The organism is Pseudarthrobacter arbutini, assembly GCF_054510915.1.
In genome coordinates, this window is record NZ_JBTNDQ010000011.1 from 1 (window position 1) to 17,716 (window position 17,716).

The window sequence follows — 17,716 nt, forward strand, 5'->3', positions numbered from 1 at the left end:
CTTTTTCTGAAGCGACCCCTTGTACGGCGCGATTTTCGGCCTCGTCGTCCTGAAGCTGCTGCTCGGCACCGTCCTGCTTGCCGGGCGCCGTCGCCCCGCACCCTGACGGCCACAGCCGCTCACTGACCCAGGCGAGTCGGGTGGCAGTCCCCCGCCACCGGACTCGCCGCCTTCCGCCCGCCGATTTTCGACAAAGGCTGAGATGATGGGAACCGAACTGCCCCACTGTCTGATCATCACCAACCCCGAAGACCTGGCCGGGGGCGCCCGCTCCTGCCGATAGGAGCACAGCGTGTCCAGACCCGGACTGCGAGCGGCGGCTGCGGTGGTCCTCGCACTCGTCGTGTCGTCTTGCGCAAGCGGCACCTCGAGCGAGGCCCCGGACTTTACCCCGCCTCCGAGGGCGAGCACTACGACACCGGAGAGCCCGCAACCCCCGCCGAGTCAGCCATCCAGCGCGCGAGAGCCGGGCACCACGATCACCACAGCCGCGAGCGACTTCGGCCAGATGCTCTTCGATGCCAAAAAGCAGGCCATCTATATCTGGGAGAGTGAGGAGAGCATCAGGCCGGAGTGTTACGACGACTGCGCTGAAGCGTGGCCACCCGTGCTGACCGACGGAGCGCCGACCGCTAGCGGCGAGGTCGACTCAGCGATGCTGGGGACGACGAAGCGGCGGGACGGCACGACCCAGGTCACCTACAACGGGCATCCGCTCTACTTCTACGCGCACGAGGGGCCTGGCGAGGTGAAGTGCCACAACGTCTCGACCCACGGGGGGCTCTGGTGGGTCGTAGATCCGGACGGGATCCGAGCCCCGTAGCTGCAGTGCAGGCGGAGCCGAATCGGCGGCGCATCCTGCAGCTACGTGGCGTGGGCTCATCATCCGGGGACTGGCTGCGCCTCGTGAAACTCGATGGTGCAGCCACCAGGGACGTTGAGGTGCGGGTGAGACTTGGCCAGCTCACAGCGGCGAGTACCAGGTCGCCAAAGATCGTCGCCGTTTGGCGAGACGGTGACGGCTTGCGCTGCGTTTTACCTCCCTGCGGACGCTGTCGCGAGCTCATCAGACACGTCGACCCAGCCCATCTCGACACCGAGATGATTCTTGGATCAGGTCAATCCGCATTGCTGCGAGAAAGGCTGCCAGCAAATGAATGGACAGAGCCGCTGGCGTCTGACTGAGGCGCACCGTAGACCGATCCCCTAGCGGACCGTGCGGCAGAGGGTTCCCCAACGGGACCACAGACCGCCAAGACAAGCTGCGTTCTGGCCGCCATTCCTGTCCAGCAGACGCAAAGGAGATTGGCGGACTTAATTCGGCGGCATGGAAGACGCCGAGCGCCCGGCCGTAGCCAACGGTTCTCCCTGAACCCGCAGGAAATCAAGGTTTTTCGGGACACGGAACGACGGAGTGTGCGGAAGCTTTCGGAAATTCCGTGCGGTCCACTGTTGAAGAAAATGGTCTGCACTCGACTTCGGACATCTGTGCACTCGTCTTCGGAAAATGACAAGATGTCAGCAGGCTTCCGCGGCACGTGATCGACCGGCTTAGGGGACCCCGCACTTATGTCGGAGGAGTGGTTGGGATACGGCCGGCCCGGGCTGTTGGCGCCGGGCCGTTTTCCTCGTTAGCGTCCTTGACATGAATGTCATTTATCCTCCGAGACTCACGCCCGGTGATTTGATCCGCGTTGTCGCGCCTGCCCGGAGCCGGGCAATGGTCGCCGAACATGACCACAGCGCCCTGATTGAGGAACGGTTCGCTCGGATGGGACTGCGTCTTTCGTACGGGGCCCAGGTCGACGAACGTGACAGCTTTGACTCCTCGTCCATCGCATCGCGGGTTGCGGACTTCCATGCGGCGTTCGCGGACCCGGAGGTGGCAGGCATCCTCACTGTCATTGGCGGGTTCAACAGCAACGAACTCCTTCCCTATCTTGACTGGGAGCTGATTGCGGCCAATCCCAAGATTCTGTGCGGCTACTCGGATATCACCGCCCTGCAGAACGCCATCCTTGCCCGCGCCGGGCTGGTGACGTACTCCGGACCGCACTGGTCCAGCTTCGGAATGCGGGACTATTTCGAACAAACCTGGCAGTGGTTCATCGAAACCCTCTTCGACAACCGGCCCATCGACCTGGGCCCCTCCGTATCGTGGACCGACGACGACTGGTTCCTGGACCAGGACAACCGGAAACCTCTGGCCGGTGAGGGCTGGTGGGCGCTGCAGCAGGGAAGGGCGTCCGGCCGGGTTGTCGGCGGCAACCTATGCACGCTAAATCTGCTCCAGGGAACGCCGTACATGCCGGCACTCGACGGTGCGCTGCTCTTCCTCGAAGACGACTATGAGAGCCATCCGGCAACGTTCGCCCGTGACCTGACATCCCTCCTGCAGTTACCGGATGCCAGACGTATCCGAGGACTGGTTATAGGCCGATTCCAGCAGACAAGCCGGATCTCCCGGGACGTTCTGCAGCAAATCGTCTCGACCCAGACGGCCCTCGCCGGGCTGCCTGTCCTGGCCAACGCGGACTTCGGACACACGCAGCCGCAGACCACTCTGCCCATCGGCGGCCGAGCCGAGCTGACCATCGGGCCAACCATCACACTCCGCATTGACGAGCACTAGCCGGACAGGAGCGTCATACTGGCCGCCAGGGTGTCCGCTCAGGGTTCCTCAAATGGGGAGGCTCTGGGATCACCGGCTTACGGGCGTGCCCCAGTCCTCATTTCCGTACTAGGCTCGCCGGGTGTCTAGCAATCAGAATCCCCAAGTGATCGTACTGAACGGCGGCTCAAGCTCTGGTAAATCTTCAATTGCTCGGACTCTTCAGGAAATCCTCCCGGGCATCTGGTTGACTTTCGGCGTTGACACTTTCATCGACGCACTTCCTGCTGGGGGTGACAGCCCGCGCGCGGGAATCACCTTCGAGCAGGACGGCACCATCACTTTCAGTGCTGAGCATAGGGCCCTGGAACGCAGTTGGTACACCGGACTCAGCGCCATGGCCCGCGCAGGGGCTCACCTGATCCTCGATGAGGTCCTTCTGTCAGGGAGAGCGGGTCAGGAACGTCTGCGGACAGCCTTCAGCGATGTGGAGCTGATTTGGGTGGGCGTGCGCTGCGACCCAGACGTCGCCGTATCCCGCGAGGCACGACGCCTCGACCGCGTGGAAGGGATGGCGCGACAACAAGCCCTAAGCGTGCACGGCGGAGTTGTTTACGACGTCGAGGTCGACACCACGCATAGCTCAACGGAAGGGTGCGCACGCGACATCGCCCGCCAGCTCTCGCTTGAGGCTTCCGCCCGCTAAGGGATCCCCCAACGGAACCCGAGCCCCAAACCCAGAGTTGGTGCAGACGACTTCCGAAACTGACGATCCCGATCAGTGGGGTGTCCCGCCTGCGCTGTGTCAGTTCCAAGGAATCGAGACGCCAAGTAGGGAGCGAAGCGCGGTTGGGCTTCGGCTGGGTGGATCCGCTAGTCGGGAGGGGTCTCCCTGGTTATCAGTCGTGGTTCGGCGTGGGCCGTGGCTGTGGGCGGTCCCTGCCACATTTTGATGAAGCGTGGCAGGCTTTTGCCTCGCTCTGATTCGGAGGACAAGACAGACACCGGGGAAGGTGGTTCCTTCCAGAGCTGGACCAGGTGCCGTTCGACGGGGTGATTCCACGACCAAGTCGAAGGCTGTGTCCCGGCCCGTCGCATGAAGCCGGGCACGGTAGCTGCCCTTTTCATTGCCCGTAAGGGTCCCGACATCCTTCATCTCCCAGCCTGTGGGTGGGTTGAAGTATGCTCGGCCCTCCGGGAGCATCAGGGACACCTCGTGGATGTCTTCCCATCCTGGCGCGGTGCCCTCAGGTCTTGCCCCGAGGACCTCCACCGTCAAGGCAATAGGCCCTGAATGCACTCCGGTGGAAACCAACGGAACCATCAGCGGAGTTTCCTGCCTCTCGCCGCGCATCGCCGCCTGCAGGGCAGCTACAGGGTCTGCCGGCGGAAAGGGCGCCACGACGAAGTCCACGGCATGGCCCGATGCATTGATGACGAAAGATGCCGATTCGATCACAGGCCCTGCCTCTCAAGCAATATCGAAGGCTTGACCTCGATTACCCGTAGTGGAACATAGAGAACGTGCGGAGTACAGAGCCAGCTCTGAGCGCCTCACTTCCAAGGATGTGGAACGCACATTTTAAGCGGTCGCCTTCTGTGCCCAGGGCATCCCCCGCCGCTCCGCAAAGCTCCGCCTCAATGACGGGGCCATACTGTAGCCGGCCACATCCCGTAGAGGGTTCCTTCTCTGACTCCGTCGGCAACTATGGGACACGTACTGCCCGCTGGGGCACCGCCCCCCGCCCAGCGCCTCATTGCAGGCAGGCATGTGTCGCACAGTATGAGTGGATGCGCGGCGCGGTCAGGCGGCATTGCCGCGATGGGGTAGCGCAGTAGACTGTGGGAGTGGCCGTAGTGCAGGTGTCTGTCCGCGTTTCCGCTATCTCCCTTGCGGTGAGTGGTGCAGTCACCGCAGCTCTCGTGCCTTTGCACCCAAGCATCTTTGACCGTCCCGTTGATGAGGTTGTACGGGACACTGAGGTGTGGCAGCCCATCCATGTCGCGAGCATCTTTGTGTTTGCATTGGCGTTCATCGGTGCTGCCGGCCTCGTCGCTGTTCACAACGGCCAGCTACGCCGGTTAGGGCATGTGGGATTAGTGTTCTCCTTCGCCGGCGCAATAGGCGGTTCCGCCATTGGCTTCTTCGAAGCGTTGGTTTTTCCTGTGTTGGCGGACAGAGACCCACAGTTGTTGGAGCTCAACGGGCCGATGTTCACGTCGTGGCTGGCTATTGGGGCCGGGCTGCTAGTGCTCGGGTGGGTGCTCGGCCTGGCGGTCATTGGAGTGGCCGCCGCGCGTGCGGCAGTATTTCCTCGCGCGGCCGGAGTGCTGCTGGCCGTCAGCGGCCCGGCGTACCTGGCTCTGGGCGGACCTTTCATTCCCGTCGCCGGGGTGCTCTCCGGGGCGCTGTTCGGAGCGGTTCAACTGTGGTGGGGGTGGCTGATCTGGAAGTCCCCCGCCCAGCCGGCAGAGGCCCAGCGCCTGACGGTCGAGCGACGGTGACCGGGTCTCCACGCTAGTTGTCCTCGAACGGCAGCTTCTGCCGCAAGCGTCGACCCCGTATAGTCCGATGAACGTGTCAGTAGACGTTCCCCTTATGGGACAAGTAAATGGTCAAGCAAGCTCTGAGCAGTCTCCCGGAGATAGCGCCTCCGCCGCCTGCCGCGAGGATGCTGGTCGCGAGCTCAGCGGGCGGTGTCCATCCGATCACGTGCGCAACTCACAACGGCGGACAAATCGAGCCCGTAGGTCGGCCCTTCGCCTGAACCGTACTCCTCGAGTCGGGCCGCACCGCGCTCGAAGAGCCGGAGCGCGCCAACGCTGTTCCCCCGGGCGGCGTGGGTGAGCCCGACGCAGATCTGGGCGAGACCTTGCCAAAGGTTGCGTTCTTGGGCCGGCCCAGCTTTCCATCGGGCCTCAAGTACCTCATGCGCGGCGAAGGGCCGGCCCGCTTCCACCAAGCTCCGGGCCGAGACCAACGTCTCCGCCGGCGGCAGCGGCTCCTCCGAGACCGGCTCCACGCCAGCGCTTCCGTACGGCAGCGGCCGTCCAAGAGCGTCACGTGGCCGGGCCTGCCGGGGGCGCCTTGAAGCATCGCGATCCCTGTCGCCGGTCATTGCATTTTCCGCTCTGAGCGTCCGTGGACCTTGCTAACCTTCATCTGCCCAATGCTACGGCTCGGCCCTTCGAACATCCGTTCCACTGCAAGGATGCCGTGGGGACGGCGGCCGCGAGAGAAATGATCACCGCTGGTCGCGCCGCAGGGGTGGGCCGATCCGGGTATCAGTCCTTCTTCAGTTTCTCGGCGAGCATTACGAGGATTCCGCTGGGACCGCGGAGGTACGTGAGTTTGTAGACGTCACCGTAGGTCGCCACGCCGCGTAGCGGTGTACATCCGTGCTTCGCAGCTATCTCAAGGGCTTTGTCGATGTCGTCGACCGAGAACGCCACGCGGTGCATGCCGATGTCGTTGGGACGAGTTGGGTTCGTCTCGATCGCTTTGGGGTGGATGTATTCGAAGAGTTCCAGTTGACCCTGACCATCCGGGGTTTGGAGCATCGCAATTTTCGCATGGTTGCCATCAAGCCCGACGGCAGTGTCGGCCCATTCGCCGCTGACGGTGTCACGGCCGACGACCGTGAGCCCGAGGTCGGTGAAAAAGGCGATGGTTGCTTCGAGGTCGCGAACGGCGATACCGACGTTCTCAAGTTTGATGGCCATGCGTTGAAGCTACCAAGACGGACCGATTAGCTCCAGTGGCGAGCCGGGACTCGACTGAACAAGTTCCGGGACGATTGCCCCAAGCCGATGGGCTTACGGAACGATGAAGACGCTCAGCCGCCGAAACGTCAATGAGCGAGGCGGTCTTGCTTGCCCTGCATCCTGTCGCCACACTGAAACCATGCAATGGTCCCCGGATCCTGATGCCCTGCGAGGCCGAGTTGCAGTTGTCGCAGGAGCGACCCGAGGCGCTGGACGCGGCATAGCCGCTGCTCTGGGTGAAGCCGGGGCGACGGTAATCTGCACTGGACGCAGCAGTGCGGCCGGCAGAAGTAGGTCGGACTACGACCGGCCCGAGACCATTGAGGAGACAGCCGATCTGGTCACACAGCTTGGCGGCGCCGGAGTCGCCATCCAGGTCGATCATCTCGACTCCGAAGAGGTCCGAAGCTTGGCTCAGCGGATCCGAACTGAATATGGCGGTCTCGATGTGCTGGTCAACGACATCTGGGGTGCTGAGGTCCTGAAAGGTGGCCCAGCCGAGTGGAACACCCCTATCTGGGAGCACGACCTAGACAAAGGGCTGCGCATCCTGCGACTAGGCATTGACACTCATCTGATCACCTCGCACCATCTGCTTCCGCTGCTAATCACCAAGCGTGGGGGTCTTCTCATTGAGGTCACCGATGGGACTACCAAATTCAACGCCACTGAGTACCGGATCTCGGTGTTCTACGACCTGGCCAAGGTCGCGGTCAATCGGTTGGCTTTTTCTCAAGGCCACGAGCTGGAACCGCACGGAGTCACGGCGATCGCCATCACGCCTGGATGGCTACGGTCGGAGATGATGCTCGATCGCTTCGGAGTCACCGAAACCAACTGGCGCGACGCTTTGGACCCCGGCCTGGCGGGCGGATACCCAGACGCTCCCGCAGGTTTCGCTTTCTCGGAGTCACCCCGCTATGTCGGTCGGGCCGTAGCTGCGCTGGCAGCGGACCCTGGCCGCGCGAAATGGAATCAGCAGTCGGTCAGCTCCGCTCAACTTGCCAGAGAATACGGATTCACCGACATAGATGGTTTGCAGCCCGATGGCTGGAGCGCGCACTAACTACGGCGACGTCAACGTCGGGCCCGGGCCGGGTTGTCGGAGTCGAGAGCGTTAAACTGCGCCGGCCCATCGACGTTCGCTGGTGGCGCGATGGATTTCCCTGGAACGTGAGTGAAGGTCAGCAGCCGGAATGCGCCGGACTTCACGAACCTGGACAGTGGCATCACGTGCCTCCGGCGGCGTGGCCCGCCTCTCCGTCGGGGAAACATCGGCAATCAGTCCCATGCCGGCGTACTCACGCACGGCGGCGATACCGGCAACAGCTGCGTTCTTGTTATCAAAAGCCTTGGACACTGCCATCACGGTGCCATCCGGCGCGGTCAGACGGAACCTGAAATACGACTCCGCGTCAACGAACAGTTCGAACATTCCGGCCATAGCAAATCCTCCCGGTCTGCGGGATCCGCCCCGCGGCATCGTTGCCACGGAGCAGAAACGGACGCCCCGTTGCGTCCCCTTCCCGCTAGTTTTGTCCTGCAATCCAAATGATGAGTTCATCGCGTGCTCAATGAGTCTCGCTCAAGACAGTCTGTGCCACAAGACCCCGCGTTGACTCATGGAAGATGCGCGCGTAGTGGGTATCGAAGAATCATTTGGTAATGCGCGCGTAGCGGGGTGTCTGCGGCTGCCGGTTCGCCGGTGGGGGTAGGGCTGNTGTTGAGGTGCGGGTGAGACTTGGCCAGCTCACAGCGGCGAGTACCAGGTCGCCAAAGATCGTCGCCGTTTGGCGAGACGGTGACGGCTTGCGCTGCGTTTTACCTCCCTGCGTACGCTGTCGCGAGCTCATCAGACAAGTCGACCCAGCCCATCTCGACACTGAGATGATTCTTGGATCAGGTCAATCCGCATTGCTGCGAGAAAGGCTGCCAGCAAATGAATGGACAGAGCCGCTGGCGTCTGACTGAGGCGCACCGTAGACCGATCCCCTTCCGCGCTGCACCATACGCCAAATAGCGCAGTGAAAATGCCGCCATTTACCGCCGAAAGTCACACTCGGGGGCTTCGAAATTATTGACGAGTCGCTCGTACCGTCTTACTAAAGGATCCTTTGCTGAGATGTCGGGCGACCAGTCCGACTCCGATGTGGATTTGATCGCTTCGTGGCGGCATTTTGTGATCGCTTGGTGTCGCACCTGGGCCCGTAAGCCGACCGGCTTACGGGCGATCCTCCGCACCCAATAGGCTGGCTGTCATGGCTCGAGTTTTGATCACCGGCATGTCAGGGGTAGGAAAAACAACTGTCCTGAAAGAGTTGTCCCGGCGAGGCTACCGAACGATAGATACTGACTACGGCGACTGGGTACTCCCTGACGGCACGTGGGATGAACCACGCATGTCGGCACTTCTCGCGTCCGATTTGTCCCTGGTCGTCTCGGGTACTGCCGAGAATCAAGGACGTTTCTATCACCGCTTCGTTGCTGTCGTTCTCCTAAGCGCACCGGTGGAAGTCCTCATTGATCGAGTCTCGGCTCGTACCAACAACCCCTATGGCAATTCCGAGGCTGACCAGGCCGCGATTCGCCAGTATGTTCTCGACGTCGAACCATTGCTTCGAAACGGCGCAACGCTTGAACTGGATGGGTGTCGGCCGATCCCAGAATTGGCGGATGCGGTTGAGAATCTCATCACGGCACCCGGTCACACCTGACGCCGATGAACGACCGGATTACGGGCGCCCCTGGGTGCAATTTCAGGGATTGCGTTGTACGTTGTGCCCATGGTCGAACTTCGGGCACTCACCGACGAGGATATAAGAGCGCATAACGCTGGTGAGGACGACGAGACGGTTCGTTGGCTCTCCGGGAGGGCGGGGACCGTCGATTCCACGCGCCGACACTTTGCGATGCTGGCTGAGAATGCGAGCCGTGGCGCAGGTAAGCGGGGATTCGGCATATGGCTCGACGACCAGTTGGCTGGGTACATCGATGTCGACCCCGACACGAACGACTTACCTGCTGCCGGTGATGTGAATATCTCCTATGCCGTTCATCCTTGGGCACGCCGTCGAGCTGTCGCGATGACCGCTGTCCTTCTGGTCTGCAACTACATTGCGGACGAGGACATTGGTGACCGAGCAATCATCCGCGCTGACCCCCAGAACACTGCATCACTCGGTGTCGCGGAACGCTGCGGGTTCCGTTTCATCGCAGAGATCACCTCGATGAGTGATCACCGTCCGGACGGCTCGCCCGTCGCATACGTGACGTACGCTCTCGATCTTCGCGACAGGGCAGACACCCAGTAAGCGTTCCAAACGGAACGTCCTACAAAACTGAGACAGCGCTTCGTCGTGTAAACGAGTTTGGTTGCCTCTTGTGATGGACTGTAAGCGTGACGCACCCAATCTCGAAAAATGGCCACTCATCTCCAGCGACTCACTCCGGATCTGAGAGTGGGGCCCTGTTCTATGACCGTCCCGGCGTGGCCGAGCGGTATGGAGTTCACCGCCATAGCGGCGTGTCCAGCCCGAACTTCGTAATGGAGGAGCCGGCGCTGCTTGCTGAGCTAGGAGACGTAGCAGGGCTAGATGTCCTTGACCTTGGTTGTGGGGACGCAGCCCTCGGTGCGATGCTCCTGCAACAGGGAAGTGCCAGCTATCTGGGTATTGATGGTTCCCGGGAGATGGTCTCCCGGGCGGAGGAGACGCTCCAGGACGCTCGGGGGACGGTGGCCCTTCAGAATATGGAGGAGCTGTCGCTTCGCGACGGGGCATAGACCTCGTTATTTCGCGGATGGCACAGCACTACCTTGAGGACCTGGACCCCGTTCTCCGGTCCTGTCGTGCCGCACTGCGCCCCGGCGGGAGGATTTGTTTCTCAGTCCTTCACCCCGTCATCACCTCATCGGACGTGCAGTCATCTCCGGATAGGCCGCGCGGAAGTTGGACGGTCGATGATTACTTTGTCGGTGGAACCCGGGAGCGCTTGTGGATGGGCGACACCGTGACCTGGTTCCATAGGACTATCGAACAGTATGTGGGCGCGCTTACTGGTGCAGGATTTACTCTGACAGCCCTGCGCGAGTGCGAACCGGAACCTGGCAGATTCGGCGGAGACGAAGCCGAGTTGAAGCGCAGAAGGCGTGTGCCGTTGTTCCTTTTGCTGTCCGCCCAAGCAACCTGACGCTTGTTTAGGCAATCAGACACCTACTGCGACCCAGAACTGAGGAGATTGCGCCGTAGTTCCGGAAATCTGTCCCTTGAGGGTTGCATTCCCCTGGCGACCCTTTCCTCGCCGCTCTCGGTCCTCACATGCTGGAGAGCCAATCGCCGCCCCGTCAGGGTTCGGCTTACGGAGCGCTGTATTGATGATGTCGCTGCCGGCTCAATCAAGACAATCTTCTCGAGGTACAGTGCACGGATGAACGCGTTCGGCATGTTCTCAACCAAGCCCACCGTCGAGGGCCGGCGAGCGAAGCTTCGCCCCTTCACACCGGCCGATATCGAGGCGATGGGACCGATCCTGGCGGATCCGGAGATGCTCCGCTTCACCGGATCGGTGCATACCGCTGCTGAGGCAGAAGGCAGATTGCCACACCTGGACGCAGCCACGCGGCAATGGTACGAAACGAGGGCGGATCAGGCTGATCGACTGGACCTTGCGATAGTGGACCCCTCGACCGATAAGTGTGTGGGTGAGGTCGTGCTGAATGAATTGAGCGCACACAATGATTCATGCAACTTCCGCATCCTGATTGGGGTGGACGGACGCAATCGCGGAATTGGTTCGGAGGCAACCCTGATGCTTCTCGACTATGCCTTCAGTGCCACAAGCCTGAACAGGGTGGATCTGGAGGTGTACGCGTTCAATCTGCGGGCACGCCACGTCTATGAGCGCTGTGGGTTCGTTTATGAAGGGCGGAAGCGGGCCGCGCTTAAATTCGATGGGGAGTACGTCGATGCGATAGTGATGTCCGTGCTCCGCTCTGATTGGGAGCCGGACACTTACAATCAGTGACGGTCCGCTGAGGCTTCGGCCAACGGGCACCAAGGGTGCGGTGATTGACCGGCTTACGGGCCCAACATTGCGACCTGTCAGTTGGCTCAATGACCGACTCTTGCGTTCTTATGCGCACCGCAGGCTGCGTCTCCAAACGTAGGCTGGCTGAATGAATCAGCGGACCGAAATCGTACTCGTTCACGGATTGTGGCATCAGCCGGCCCACTTCGACCGGTTGGCGGACGATCTGCGCCGCCAAGGCGCCAGTGTCCATGTTCCTCGTCTGCACAGGGGCTCGCTTGCTGCGGACACTGCAGTCGTGCAGGAGATAGTCGATGGATGTGTGGTGACGCCAGTTGTCTTTGGCCATTCGTACGGCGGATCTGTCATCACGGGCCTCGAACGGGTCAGACACCTCGTGTTTGTTGCGGCGTTCGTTCCGGCAGCCGGTGAGAGCGGCGCGATGTTGGGTGGGCCCTCAGCACTGGTCAACGACGCCGTCCGGCATAACGAGGATGGGTCGACCAGTATTCATCCAGGACGGGCTCGCGAGGTTTTGTACGACGATTGCTCTGAAGCCGACAGCGCATGGGCCACCTCGCTCCTCGTACCTCAACAACCGGGTCATGGTCGCGGGGTACCCAGCCGCATTGCGTGGGGAACCATCGAGAGCACCTATGTTCAATGCGAACAGGACAACGCGCTTAGCCCTGTCCTTCAGGAACGTATGGCCGGCCGATGCACCAACGCTGTCAGTTTGAACTCGGGCCATTCACCCTTCATCAGCCAACCTAAGTGGCTCACCAAACTGATCTTGGAGATATAGGTCTCTCGTTCGGCCAACGCCAGCCACCAGTGGGTCGAACCCTAAGTGCGCCTGTTCAGGGATCCCTCAACGGGCGGTGGGCGCTAGCTTTTCGGGCCTTGCCCTACCTGCGGCGCTGAGCTGGTTCCTGATATGCGGCAGCATCCTTGGTTGGGCTCTCCCATTCGCCGCCGCCTTGGTTCGACTGGCTGACCGCCGTCTCGTACCCCTTATCGCTCAACCTCTGAGCGAAGGCCGCCGTGCGAGTCGACCTGCGATCCTCGCGCGCGCTATTCTACCCGACGTAGCTTTCTGATCACATCTGCCCCGTGATGTGTTCAAGGACGTGGCCCTGGCCAGGGTGTTCGACAGCGCTTGCGCCGGCCGGTGCCATTGCCGTGGGGGTGGCGTTGTCTATGAGGACCGCTGCGATGGCGGCAGCGGTGGCGAAGGTGTCGGTGTTGAGGACCCGGCTCCGGGCCGAGGCGCCGTCCAGGAGCAGCGCCAGTTGCTCGCCGAGCTCCTCGGGCTTGGTGGCGCCGGCATCGCGGGCGGTATCGGTGAGCCGCGCGGCAAAATCTCTTTTGTAGTCGCGGGCGTAGGCGCGTGCCGGGTGGCCAGGGTCGGGGATTTCGACGGCCGCCGCGATGAATGGGCACAGGGGCGCGTGGATGTCGAAGATGGCGAGGAGTCGTTCGCGGGGTGTGAGGTCGGTGCGGTCGAAGACCTCGGGCAGGATGTCGGGATCGAATTGCCGGAGGCATTCGGCGATCAGCTCGTCCTTGCCGGCGAAGTGCTGGTAAAGCGTTCGCTTGGACACCTCAGCCGACGCGCAGAGCTGGTCCATCCCGGTGCAGTTGATGCCCTGATCGCGGAACAGTTGTTGTGATGCGCTGAGGATGCGCTCCCGTGCGCCCCTACCGCGGCGCAGACCTCGCGGTCCCTTCTTCAACTCCGTCATACAACCAGCTTATCCCGTAAATGGTACGGCTCGGTGTACTTAACTTGCGCCCGGCCCAACTACATGGATACGTTAAGCACTCAGATCGGTGTACTTAACGCCGACACGGCATATGAATGGAGCACTCATGGGAAAGCTTGATGGCAAGGTCGCGGTGATAACCGGCGGATCCACTGGCATGGCACTGGCAGGCGCAAAACTGTTCGTCGAAGAAGGAGCGCACGTCTTCATCCAGGCCCGGCGGCAGGAAGCACTGGATGACGCCGTCAAACTGATCGGCCGCAACGTCACCGCCGTCCAAGGTGACGCGGCCGACCTGGACGATCTGGACCGCTTGTACGACACCGTCAAACGGGAGAAGGGTTCGATCGATGTACTGTGGGCCAGCGCCGGGATGGGCGAACCCGCCGCCCTCGGCGAGATCACCGAGGAACAGTTCCACCGCGCCTTCTCACTCAACGCGCGCGGCACCCTGTTCACGGTCCAGAAGGCCTTGCCGCTGATCAACGACAACGGCTCGATCTTTATGACCGGATCCAACGCCTCCCTCGGCGCATTCCCCGGCTGGAGCCTCTACGCGGGAAGCAAAGCTGTCCAGCAAGCCTGGGCCCGCGTCTGGCTCAACGAACTGCGCGACCGCAAGATCCGGGTGAACGTCCTGACCCCCGGTCAGGTCGCCACTGCGAAACAGGCAGAACTTTTCGACGACGCAACCAAGGCCGCATTCGAGTCCCTCATTCCCCGCGGAACGATGGGCCGCCCAGAAGAAATCGCCTCAGTCGCCCTGTTCCTCGCTTCCGACGACTCCAGCTACGTCAACGGCCTGGAACTGGTCGCAGACGGCGGCACCACCGCACTCTGAACCACACACCAGGAATCCCACGGGCAAACCCTCGCAACTCCGGTCGCCACAACGAACTGATCTCCAACAAAGCGACACCTCGAGAACAAGAAAAGAGCACAACTCATGAGCACCATTACCCTCATCGGCACCGGAAACATGGCCCGCACAATCGGCACCCTGGCAGTGGCAGGCGGCAATACCGTCGAAGTCATGGGACGCGACCAGTCCAAGGCAGATCACCTGGCCAAGACTCTGGGCGGCGGCGCGACGACGGGCACGTGGGGAGCCCTCCCGGCCGGCAGCATCGTCATCACGGCCCTGTTGTACGACGGCGTCGTTCCGGTCGTCGCAGAGTACGGTGACGCCCTCGCAGGCAAGGTCATCATCGACATCAGCAACCCCTTCAACGCCACGTTCGACGGACTGGCCCACAACGGGGAGACCTCGATCGCGCAGGAAGTCGCCAAGATAGCCCCAGCCAGCGCCAGCGTGGTGAAGGCATTCAACACCATCTTCCGTAATGTCCTGGAGAAGGGCCGGCCCAACGTCCTTATCGCGGGCGACAATGCGCAAGCCAAGGCGGACGTGGCGGCATTCACCGAAAGCCTCGGGCTGCGCCCGCTGGACGTCGGCGGTCTGAAAATGGCCCACTGGCTGGAAGGAATGGGCCTGGTCACGGTGGGCCTCGCCGGCAACGGGGTCGGCCACTGGGACTTCGCCCTCGGCGTCAACGAATTCGCCGGCTGAGCCGCGGGAGCCGAGCAGTCACCGGTCAGGTCGCTGTGCGTCCTGACCGGTTGATGGATCACCCACTCGCCAATGTCTGATATCAATGCTGGCGAAACGTACTGACCAAGGAGACTTCTTGCGATGAAGCTCCCGTTTTGTGATTCCTATTGTCGGGACCGCTGCCAGCGGCACTAGTAGCTATCTGACCCACGGGACGCAGATGACCCGCTCCCTCGATCCGGTGCTGCTGTTCACCATTTCAACCTAGCCACCCAAAGTCATTAAGCACTGAGCTACCAAACACCACCTCCACCCCGTGCCTGCCCGCAAGCCGGTCCCCCACCGGCACAAGCCCGCTCACAATTTTTTGAATCTCGATCGCCGAGTTTCCGCGGCCGATCGATTCCCGTATGACCCGCCCGAGAAAATGCCCGGTGACGGGGGGATAAACGGTACCTTCTCAATCATGACCGGACTCCTCATCGGATACGCCCGCGTATCCACCAACGACCAAGCGCTCACCGCCCAGAAAAACGCCCTGGCCGCTCTGGGGGTAACGCCGGAACAGACCTTCACCGGCCAGAGTCTTACCGGCGCCAACCGGGCACGGCCGGGACTCAGGCAAGCGCTGGCCGCGTGCTGGGCGCGGACCCGCCAGGGCGTGCAGGTCGCAAAAGCAAATGGTCGCCTCCGGGGGAAATAGCCCAAGCGTTCCAAGAAGCAGGAGGACCGCCTGGTCTGCGTTCACCGGGCAGGGACTCACACTGCCGTGGACCTTGCCGAACTCTTCGCGGTGGCGCGCTCAACGCTCTACCGCGCCACCAAACGCACCGGCGAGACCACATAACCCTCAGCGTGAATCCGTACCGAACCTCCTCATACCCTTATCTAAGAGAATGCCTGCTCAGCGCGTAGTCAGTGGCCGCTAAGGGTTCCCAAACGGGACGGACGCGACGCATCAGATGGGGGACGCCGTCACCAACCGCTGCGCGTCGGCATATGTCCTTTTCGGGCATCGTCGGGCATTGCCATTTCGGCCCCAGGCCTAGGAGGCGATTTTTCTGGACCGTGCCAAATCTGCCGCTGACGGCGCGCGTGCCTCCCAGGCTGGCGTTCATCATACTGGTTCTATGCAGGCGACGACGGTGTTGGTCGAGGGCGAGAGTGACCGGATGGCGGTCGAGACACTGGCCCTTCGCCTTGGCCATGATCTGACAGCCGAGCGGGTGACGGTCGTGCCGATGGGAGGCGCGACCAGTATCGTCCATTTCCTCGACCGTTACGGCCCGGACGGCGCAGGCCACCGGTTGCTCGGCTTGTGTGATGCAGGGGAGTCTCGTGGCATCGCTCGAGCGCTTGCCCGGGCGGGCGTCGGGTCCGGTTCGCTGGCCGAGCTTGGGTTCCACGTCTGTCACGACGACCTGGAGGACGAACTCATCCGCTGCCTTGGGGTCGATGGCGTGCTCGACGTCATCGCGGCTCAGGGCGAGCTCGCGTCGTTCCAGATCCTCCAACGCCAGCCCTCACAGCGAGAGCGGCCGATAACGGCGCAGTTGCGCCGGTTCTTCGGGGGACGCAGCGGCAACAAGGTCCGATACGCAGGTCTACTCATCGACGCATTGCCCGCTGGGCAGGCACCCCCGCCGCTCTCCCGCCTCGTTTCATCACTCTGATGTGACGACCACCCAAACAGGCCACAAATGCCTCCCGGGCGGCCGCCGTCGAACGCGTTCCCGATGCACTTCGCGGCATCCCCTAACGAGGCACTTTGGGGCTTGTCCGTGCGGTTATTGCCGCTTCTTACCTCTATCATGGAGCTTGCGGGAAACTGAGTACTTTTGATCCTGCCGGCGGAGTGTAAAACCGGCATACCTGCGGGCGGCAGTCTGCACCTTTGAAGGGAACACCTATGGCTCGGAGCCCCGAAGAATCGCTCAAGGCGACTCTGGGCAGAGTGGCTCCAGGCACGCCGCTGCGCGATGGGCTGGAACGCATCCTCCGGGGGCGGACCGGTGCGCTGATCGTGCTGGGCTCGGACCGGACCATCGATTCCATCTGTTCCGGCGGGTTCGACATCGGCATCGATTTCTCCCCCACAAGGCTCCGCGAACTGGCCAAGATGGACGGCGCCATCATCTGCGACAAGGACGCCGGCAACATTCTGCGCGCCGCGGTCCAGTTGGTCCCGGACTCAAGCATCGAAACCCAGGAATCCGGCACGCGGCACCGCACGGCGGAGCGTGTGGCCATCCAGACCGGCGTTCCCGTGATTTCCGTCAGCCAGTCCATGCAGATCATCGCGTTGTACGTGAACGGGCTCCGGCACGTGCTGGAGGGATCCGAGAAGGTCCTGGCCCGCGCCAACCAGGCCCTCGCCACGCTGGAACGGTACCGTTCGCGGCTGGACCAGGTGACCAGTTCCCTGTCCGCCCTGGAGATCGAGGCCATGGTGACCGTCCGTGACGTAGCGGTCACCCTGCAGCGCCAGGAAATGGTCCGCCGGATCTCCGAGGAAATCTCGCAGTACGTCCTGGAACTTGGCGAGGACGGGCGCCTGCTTTCCCTCCAGCTCGATGAGCTGACAGTGGGCCGCGGCCCCGGCAGCGACGTCATCATCCGCGACTACGCCGGACCGGACGCGTCCGCGGAGGACATCGAACGGGCCGTCAGCGCGCTGGTGAACCTCGGCCCCACGGAGCTGATCGACCTGGGCAAGATCTCCGGGATCGTCGGTTTTGCCGGCGGCGAGGCCAACCTCGACGCCGTGGTTCAGCCCCGCGGTTACCGGCTGCTGTCCGGCCTCAAGGCAGTCCCCAAGGCTGTTGCCGACCGCCTAGTGGACCACTTCGGCGGCCTGCAGTTCCTGATGGCGGCAACCATTGACGACCTCATGACCGTTGACGGCATCGGCGACCAGCGCGCCCGCACCGTCCGCGAAGGCCTGAGCCGCATGGCCGAAGCCAGCCTGCTGGACCGCTTCCTCTAATCCCCACCGGA

The 17,716-nt window shown here is 62.3% G+C and carries 20 protein-coding genes and 1 pseudogene; 17 read left to right on the forward strand and 4 right to left on the reverse strand.

The annotated features are described in order from the left end of the window. Nucleotides 1-508 precede the first annotated feature (508 nt). The 4 genes from ACX80V_RS13420 to ACX80V_RS13435 all read left to right on the forward strand — a co-directional run bounded on the left by ACX80V_RS13420 (nucleotide 509) and on the right by ACX80V_RS13435 (nucleotide 5,116). Nucleotides 509-823 carry a COG4315 family predicted lipoprotein gene (locus ACX80V_RS13420; protein ID WP_485843554.1) on the forward strand — a complete coding sequence of 105 codons (315 nt, stop codon included), beginning with the start codon at nucleotides 509-511 and terminating at the stop codon, nucleotides 821-823. Between the two features lie 822 nt (nucleotides 824-1,645). Beyond that, nucleotides 1,646-2,632 (forward strand): S66 family peptidase, encoded by a 987-nt coding sequence (locus ACX80V_RS13425; RefSeq protein ID WP_485843555.1) that lies wholly within the window; start codon nucleotides 1,646-1,648, stop codon nucleotides 2,630-2,632. Nucleotides 2,633-2,777: 145 nt separating this feature from the next. Further along, on the forward strand, nucleotides 2,778-3,317 hold the full coding sequence (locus ACX80V_RS13430; protein WP_485843556.1) for a chloramphenicol phosphotransferase CPT family protein: 540 nt from the start codon (nucleotides 2,778-2,780) through the stop codon (nucleotides 3,315-3,317). A 1,142-nt stretch (nucleotides 3,318-4,459) separates the two neighbouring features. Beyond that, complete coding sequence (locus ACX80V_RS13435) at nucleotides 4,460-5,116, forward strand: hypothetical protein (protein ID WP_485843557.1); 657 nt, start codon at nucleotides 4,460-4,462, stop codon at nucleotides 5,114-5,116. Nucleotides 5,117-5,298: 182 nt separating this feature from the next. On the opposite strand, the gene ACX80V_RS13440 is transcribed toward ACX80V_RS13435, so the two are convergent. Beyond that, nucleotides 5,299-5,730, reverse strand: a complete 432-nt coding sequence (locus ACX80V_RS13440) for a DUF309 domain-containing protein (RefSeq protein WP_485843558.1) — start codon at nucleotides 5,728-5,730, stop codon at nucleotides 5,299-5,301. 166 nt (nucleotides 5,731-5,896) lie between these two features. Continuing rightward, complete coding sequence (locus tag ACX80V_RS13445; protein WP_248758784.1) at nucleotides 5,897-6,334, reverse strand: VOC family protein; 438 nt, start codon at nucleotides 6,332-6,334, stop codon at nucleotides 5,897-5,899. Between the two features lie 181 nt (nucleotides 6,335-6,515). Between ACX80V_RS13445 and ACX80V_RS13450 the strand changes: the two genes are divergently transcribed. After that, complete coding sequence (locus ACX80V_RS13450; RefSeq protein ID WP_485843559.1) at nucleotides 6,516-7,442, forward strand: SDR family oxidoreductase; 927 nt, start codon at nucleotides 6,516-6,518, stop codon at nucleotides 7,440-7,442. A 51-nt stretch (nucleotides 7,443-7,493) separates the two neighbouring features. On the opposite strand, the gene ACX80V_RS13455 is transcribed toward ACX80V_RS13450, so the two are convergent. Continuing rightward, a complete protein-coding gene (locus ACX80V_RS13455) occupies nucleotides 7,494-7,820 on the reverse strand; it encodes a YegP family protein (RefSeq protein WP_485843560.1) in 327 nt (108 codons plus the stop codon). 814 nt (nucleotides 7,821-8,634) lie between these two features. Here ACX80V_RS13455 and ACX80V_RS13460 point away from each other — a divergent pair. From ACX80V_RS13460 to ACX80V_RS13485, 6 genes are all read left to right on the forward strand, one after another. Next, nucleotides 8,635-9,090, forward strand: a complete 456-nt coding sequence (locus ACX80V_RS13460; RefSeq protein WP_485843561.1) for an AAA family ATPase — start codon at nucleotides 8,635-8,637, stop codon at nucleotides 9,088-9,090. Nucleotides 9,091-9,159: 69 nt separating this feature from the next. After that, the gene (locus ACX80V_RS13465) at nucleotides 9,160-9,687 is read left to right on the forward strand and encodes a GNAT family N-acetyltransferase (protein ID WP_485843562.1); all 528 of its coding nucleotides are present in this window, start codon (nucleotides 9,160-9,162) and stop codon (nucleotides 9,685-9,687) included. Between the two features lie 176 nt (nucleotides 9,688-9,863). Further along, nucleotides 9,864-10,157, forward strand: coding sequence for a class I SAM-dependent methyltransferase (locus tag ACX80V_RS13470; RefSeq protein WP_485843563.1), 294 nt, complete (start codon nucleotides 9,864-9,866; stop codon nucleotides 10,155-10,157). Between the two features lie 17 nt (nucleotides 10,158-10,174). Next, nucleotides 10,175-10,564: a hypothetical protein gene (locus ACX80V_RS13475; RefSeq protein WP_485843564.1), complete on the forward strand. Its 390-nt coding sequence runs from the start codon at nucleotides 10,175-10,177 to the stop codon at nucleotides 10,562-10,564. A gap of 237 nt (nucleotides 10,565-10,801) precedes the next feature. Continuing rightward, entirely contained in the window at nucleotides 10,802-11,398 is a 597-nt protein-coding gene (locus tag ACX80V_RS13480) for a GNAT family N-acetyltransferase (RefSeq protein ID WP_485843565.1), read from the forward strand. A 151-nt stretch (nucleotides 11,399-11,549) separates the two neighbouring features. Beyond that, entirely contained in the window at nucleotides 11,550-12,206 is a 657-nt protein-coding gene (locus ACX80V_RS13485; protein WP_485843566.1) for an alpha/beta hydrolase, read from the forward strand. A gap of 295 nt (nucleotides 12,207-12,501) precedes the next feature. Here the strand turns inward: ACX80V_RS13485 and ACX80V_RS13490 are convergent, their stop codons facing one another. Beyond that, nucleotides 12,502-13,146 (reverse strand): TetR/AcrR family transcriptional regulator, encoded by a 645-nt coding sequence (locus ACX80V_RS13490; RefSeq protein ID WP_485843567.1) that lies wholly within the window; start codon nucleotides 13,144-13,146, stop codon nucleotides 12,502-12,504. A gap of 127 nt (nucleotides 13,147-13,273) precedes the next feature. Between ACX80V_RS13490 and ACX80V_RS13495 the strand changes: the two genes are divergently transcribed. The 6 genes and pseudogenes from ACX80V_RS13495 (at nucleotide 13,274) to disA (ending at nucleotide 17,705) form a co-directional block, all read left to right on the forward strand. Continuing rightward, entirely contained in the window at nucleotides 13,274-14,008 is a 735-nt protein-coding gene (locus tag ACX80V_RS13495) for an SDR family NAD(P)-dependent oxidoreductase (RefSeq protein WP_485843568.1), read from the forward strand. Nucleotides 14,009-14,113: 105 nt separating this feature from the next. Continuing rightward, nucleotides 14,114-14,737, forward strand: coding sequence for an NADPH-dependent F420 reductase (locus ACX80V_RS13500; protein WP_485843569.1), 624 nt, complete (start codon nucleotides 14,114-14,116; stop codon nucleotides 14,735-14,737). Nucleotides 14,738-15,185: 448 nt separating this feature from the next. After that, nucleotides 15,186-15,422, forward strand: coding sequence for a recombinase family protein (locus ACX80V_RS13505; protein ID WP_485843570.1), 237 nt, complete (start codon nucleotides 15,186-15,188; stop codon nucleotides 15,420-15,422). A gap of 12 nt (nucleotides 15,423-15,434) precedes the next feature. Continuing rightward, nucleotides 15,435-15,566: pseudogene (locus ACX80V_RS13510) on the forward strand (helix-turn-helix domain-containing protein); the annotation flags it as partial. Nucleotides 15,567-15,849: 283 nt separating this feature from the next. Next, the gene (locus ACX80V_RS13515) at nucleotides 15,850-16,392 is read left to right on the forward strand and encodes a TOPRIM nucleotidyl transferase/hydrolase domain-containing protein (RefSeq protein WP_485843571.1); all 543 of its coding nucleotides are present in this window, start codon (nucleotides 15,850-15,852) and stop codon (nucleotides 16,390-16,392) included. A 236-nt stretch (nucleotides 16,393-16,628) separates the two neighbouring features. Further along, nucleotides 16,629-17,705, forward strand: coding sequence for a DNA integrity scanning diadenylate cyclase DisA (disA, locus tag ACX80V_RS13520; RefSeq protein WP_104060140.1), 1,077 nt, complete (start codon nucleotides 16,629-16,631; stop codon nucleotides 17,703-17,705). The last annotated feature ends 11 nt before the right edge of the window (nucleotides 17,706-17,716 follow it).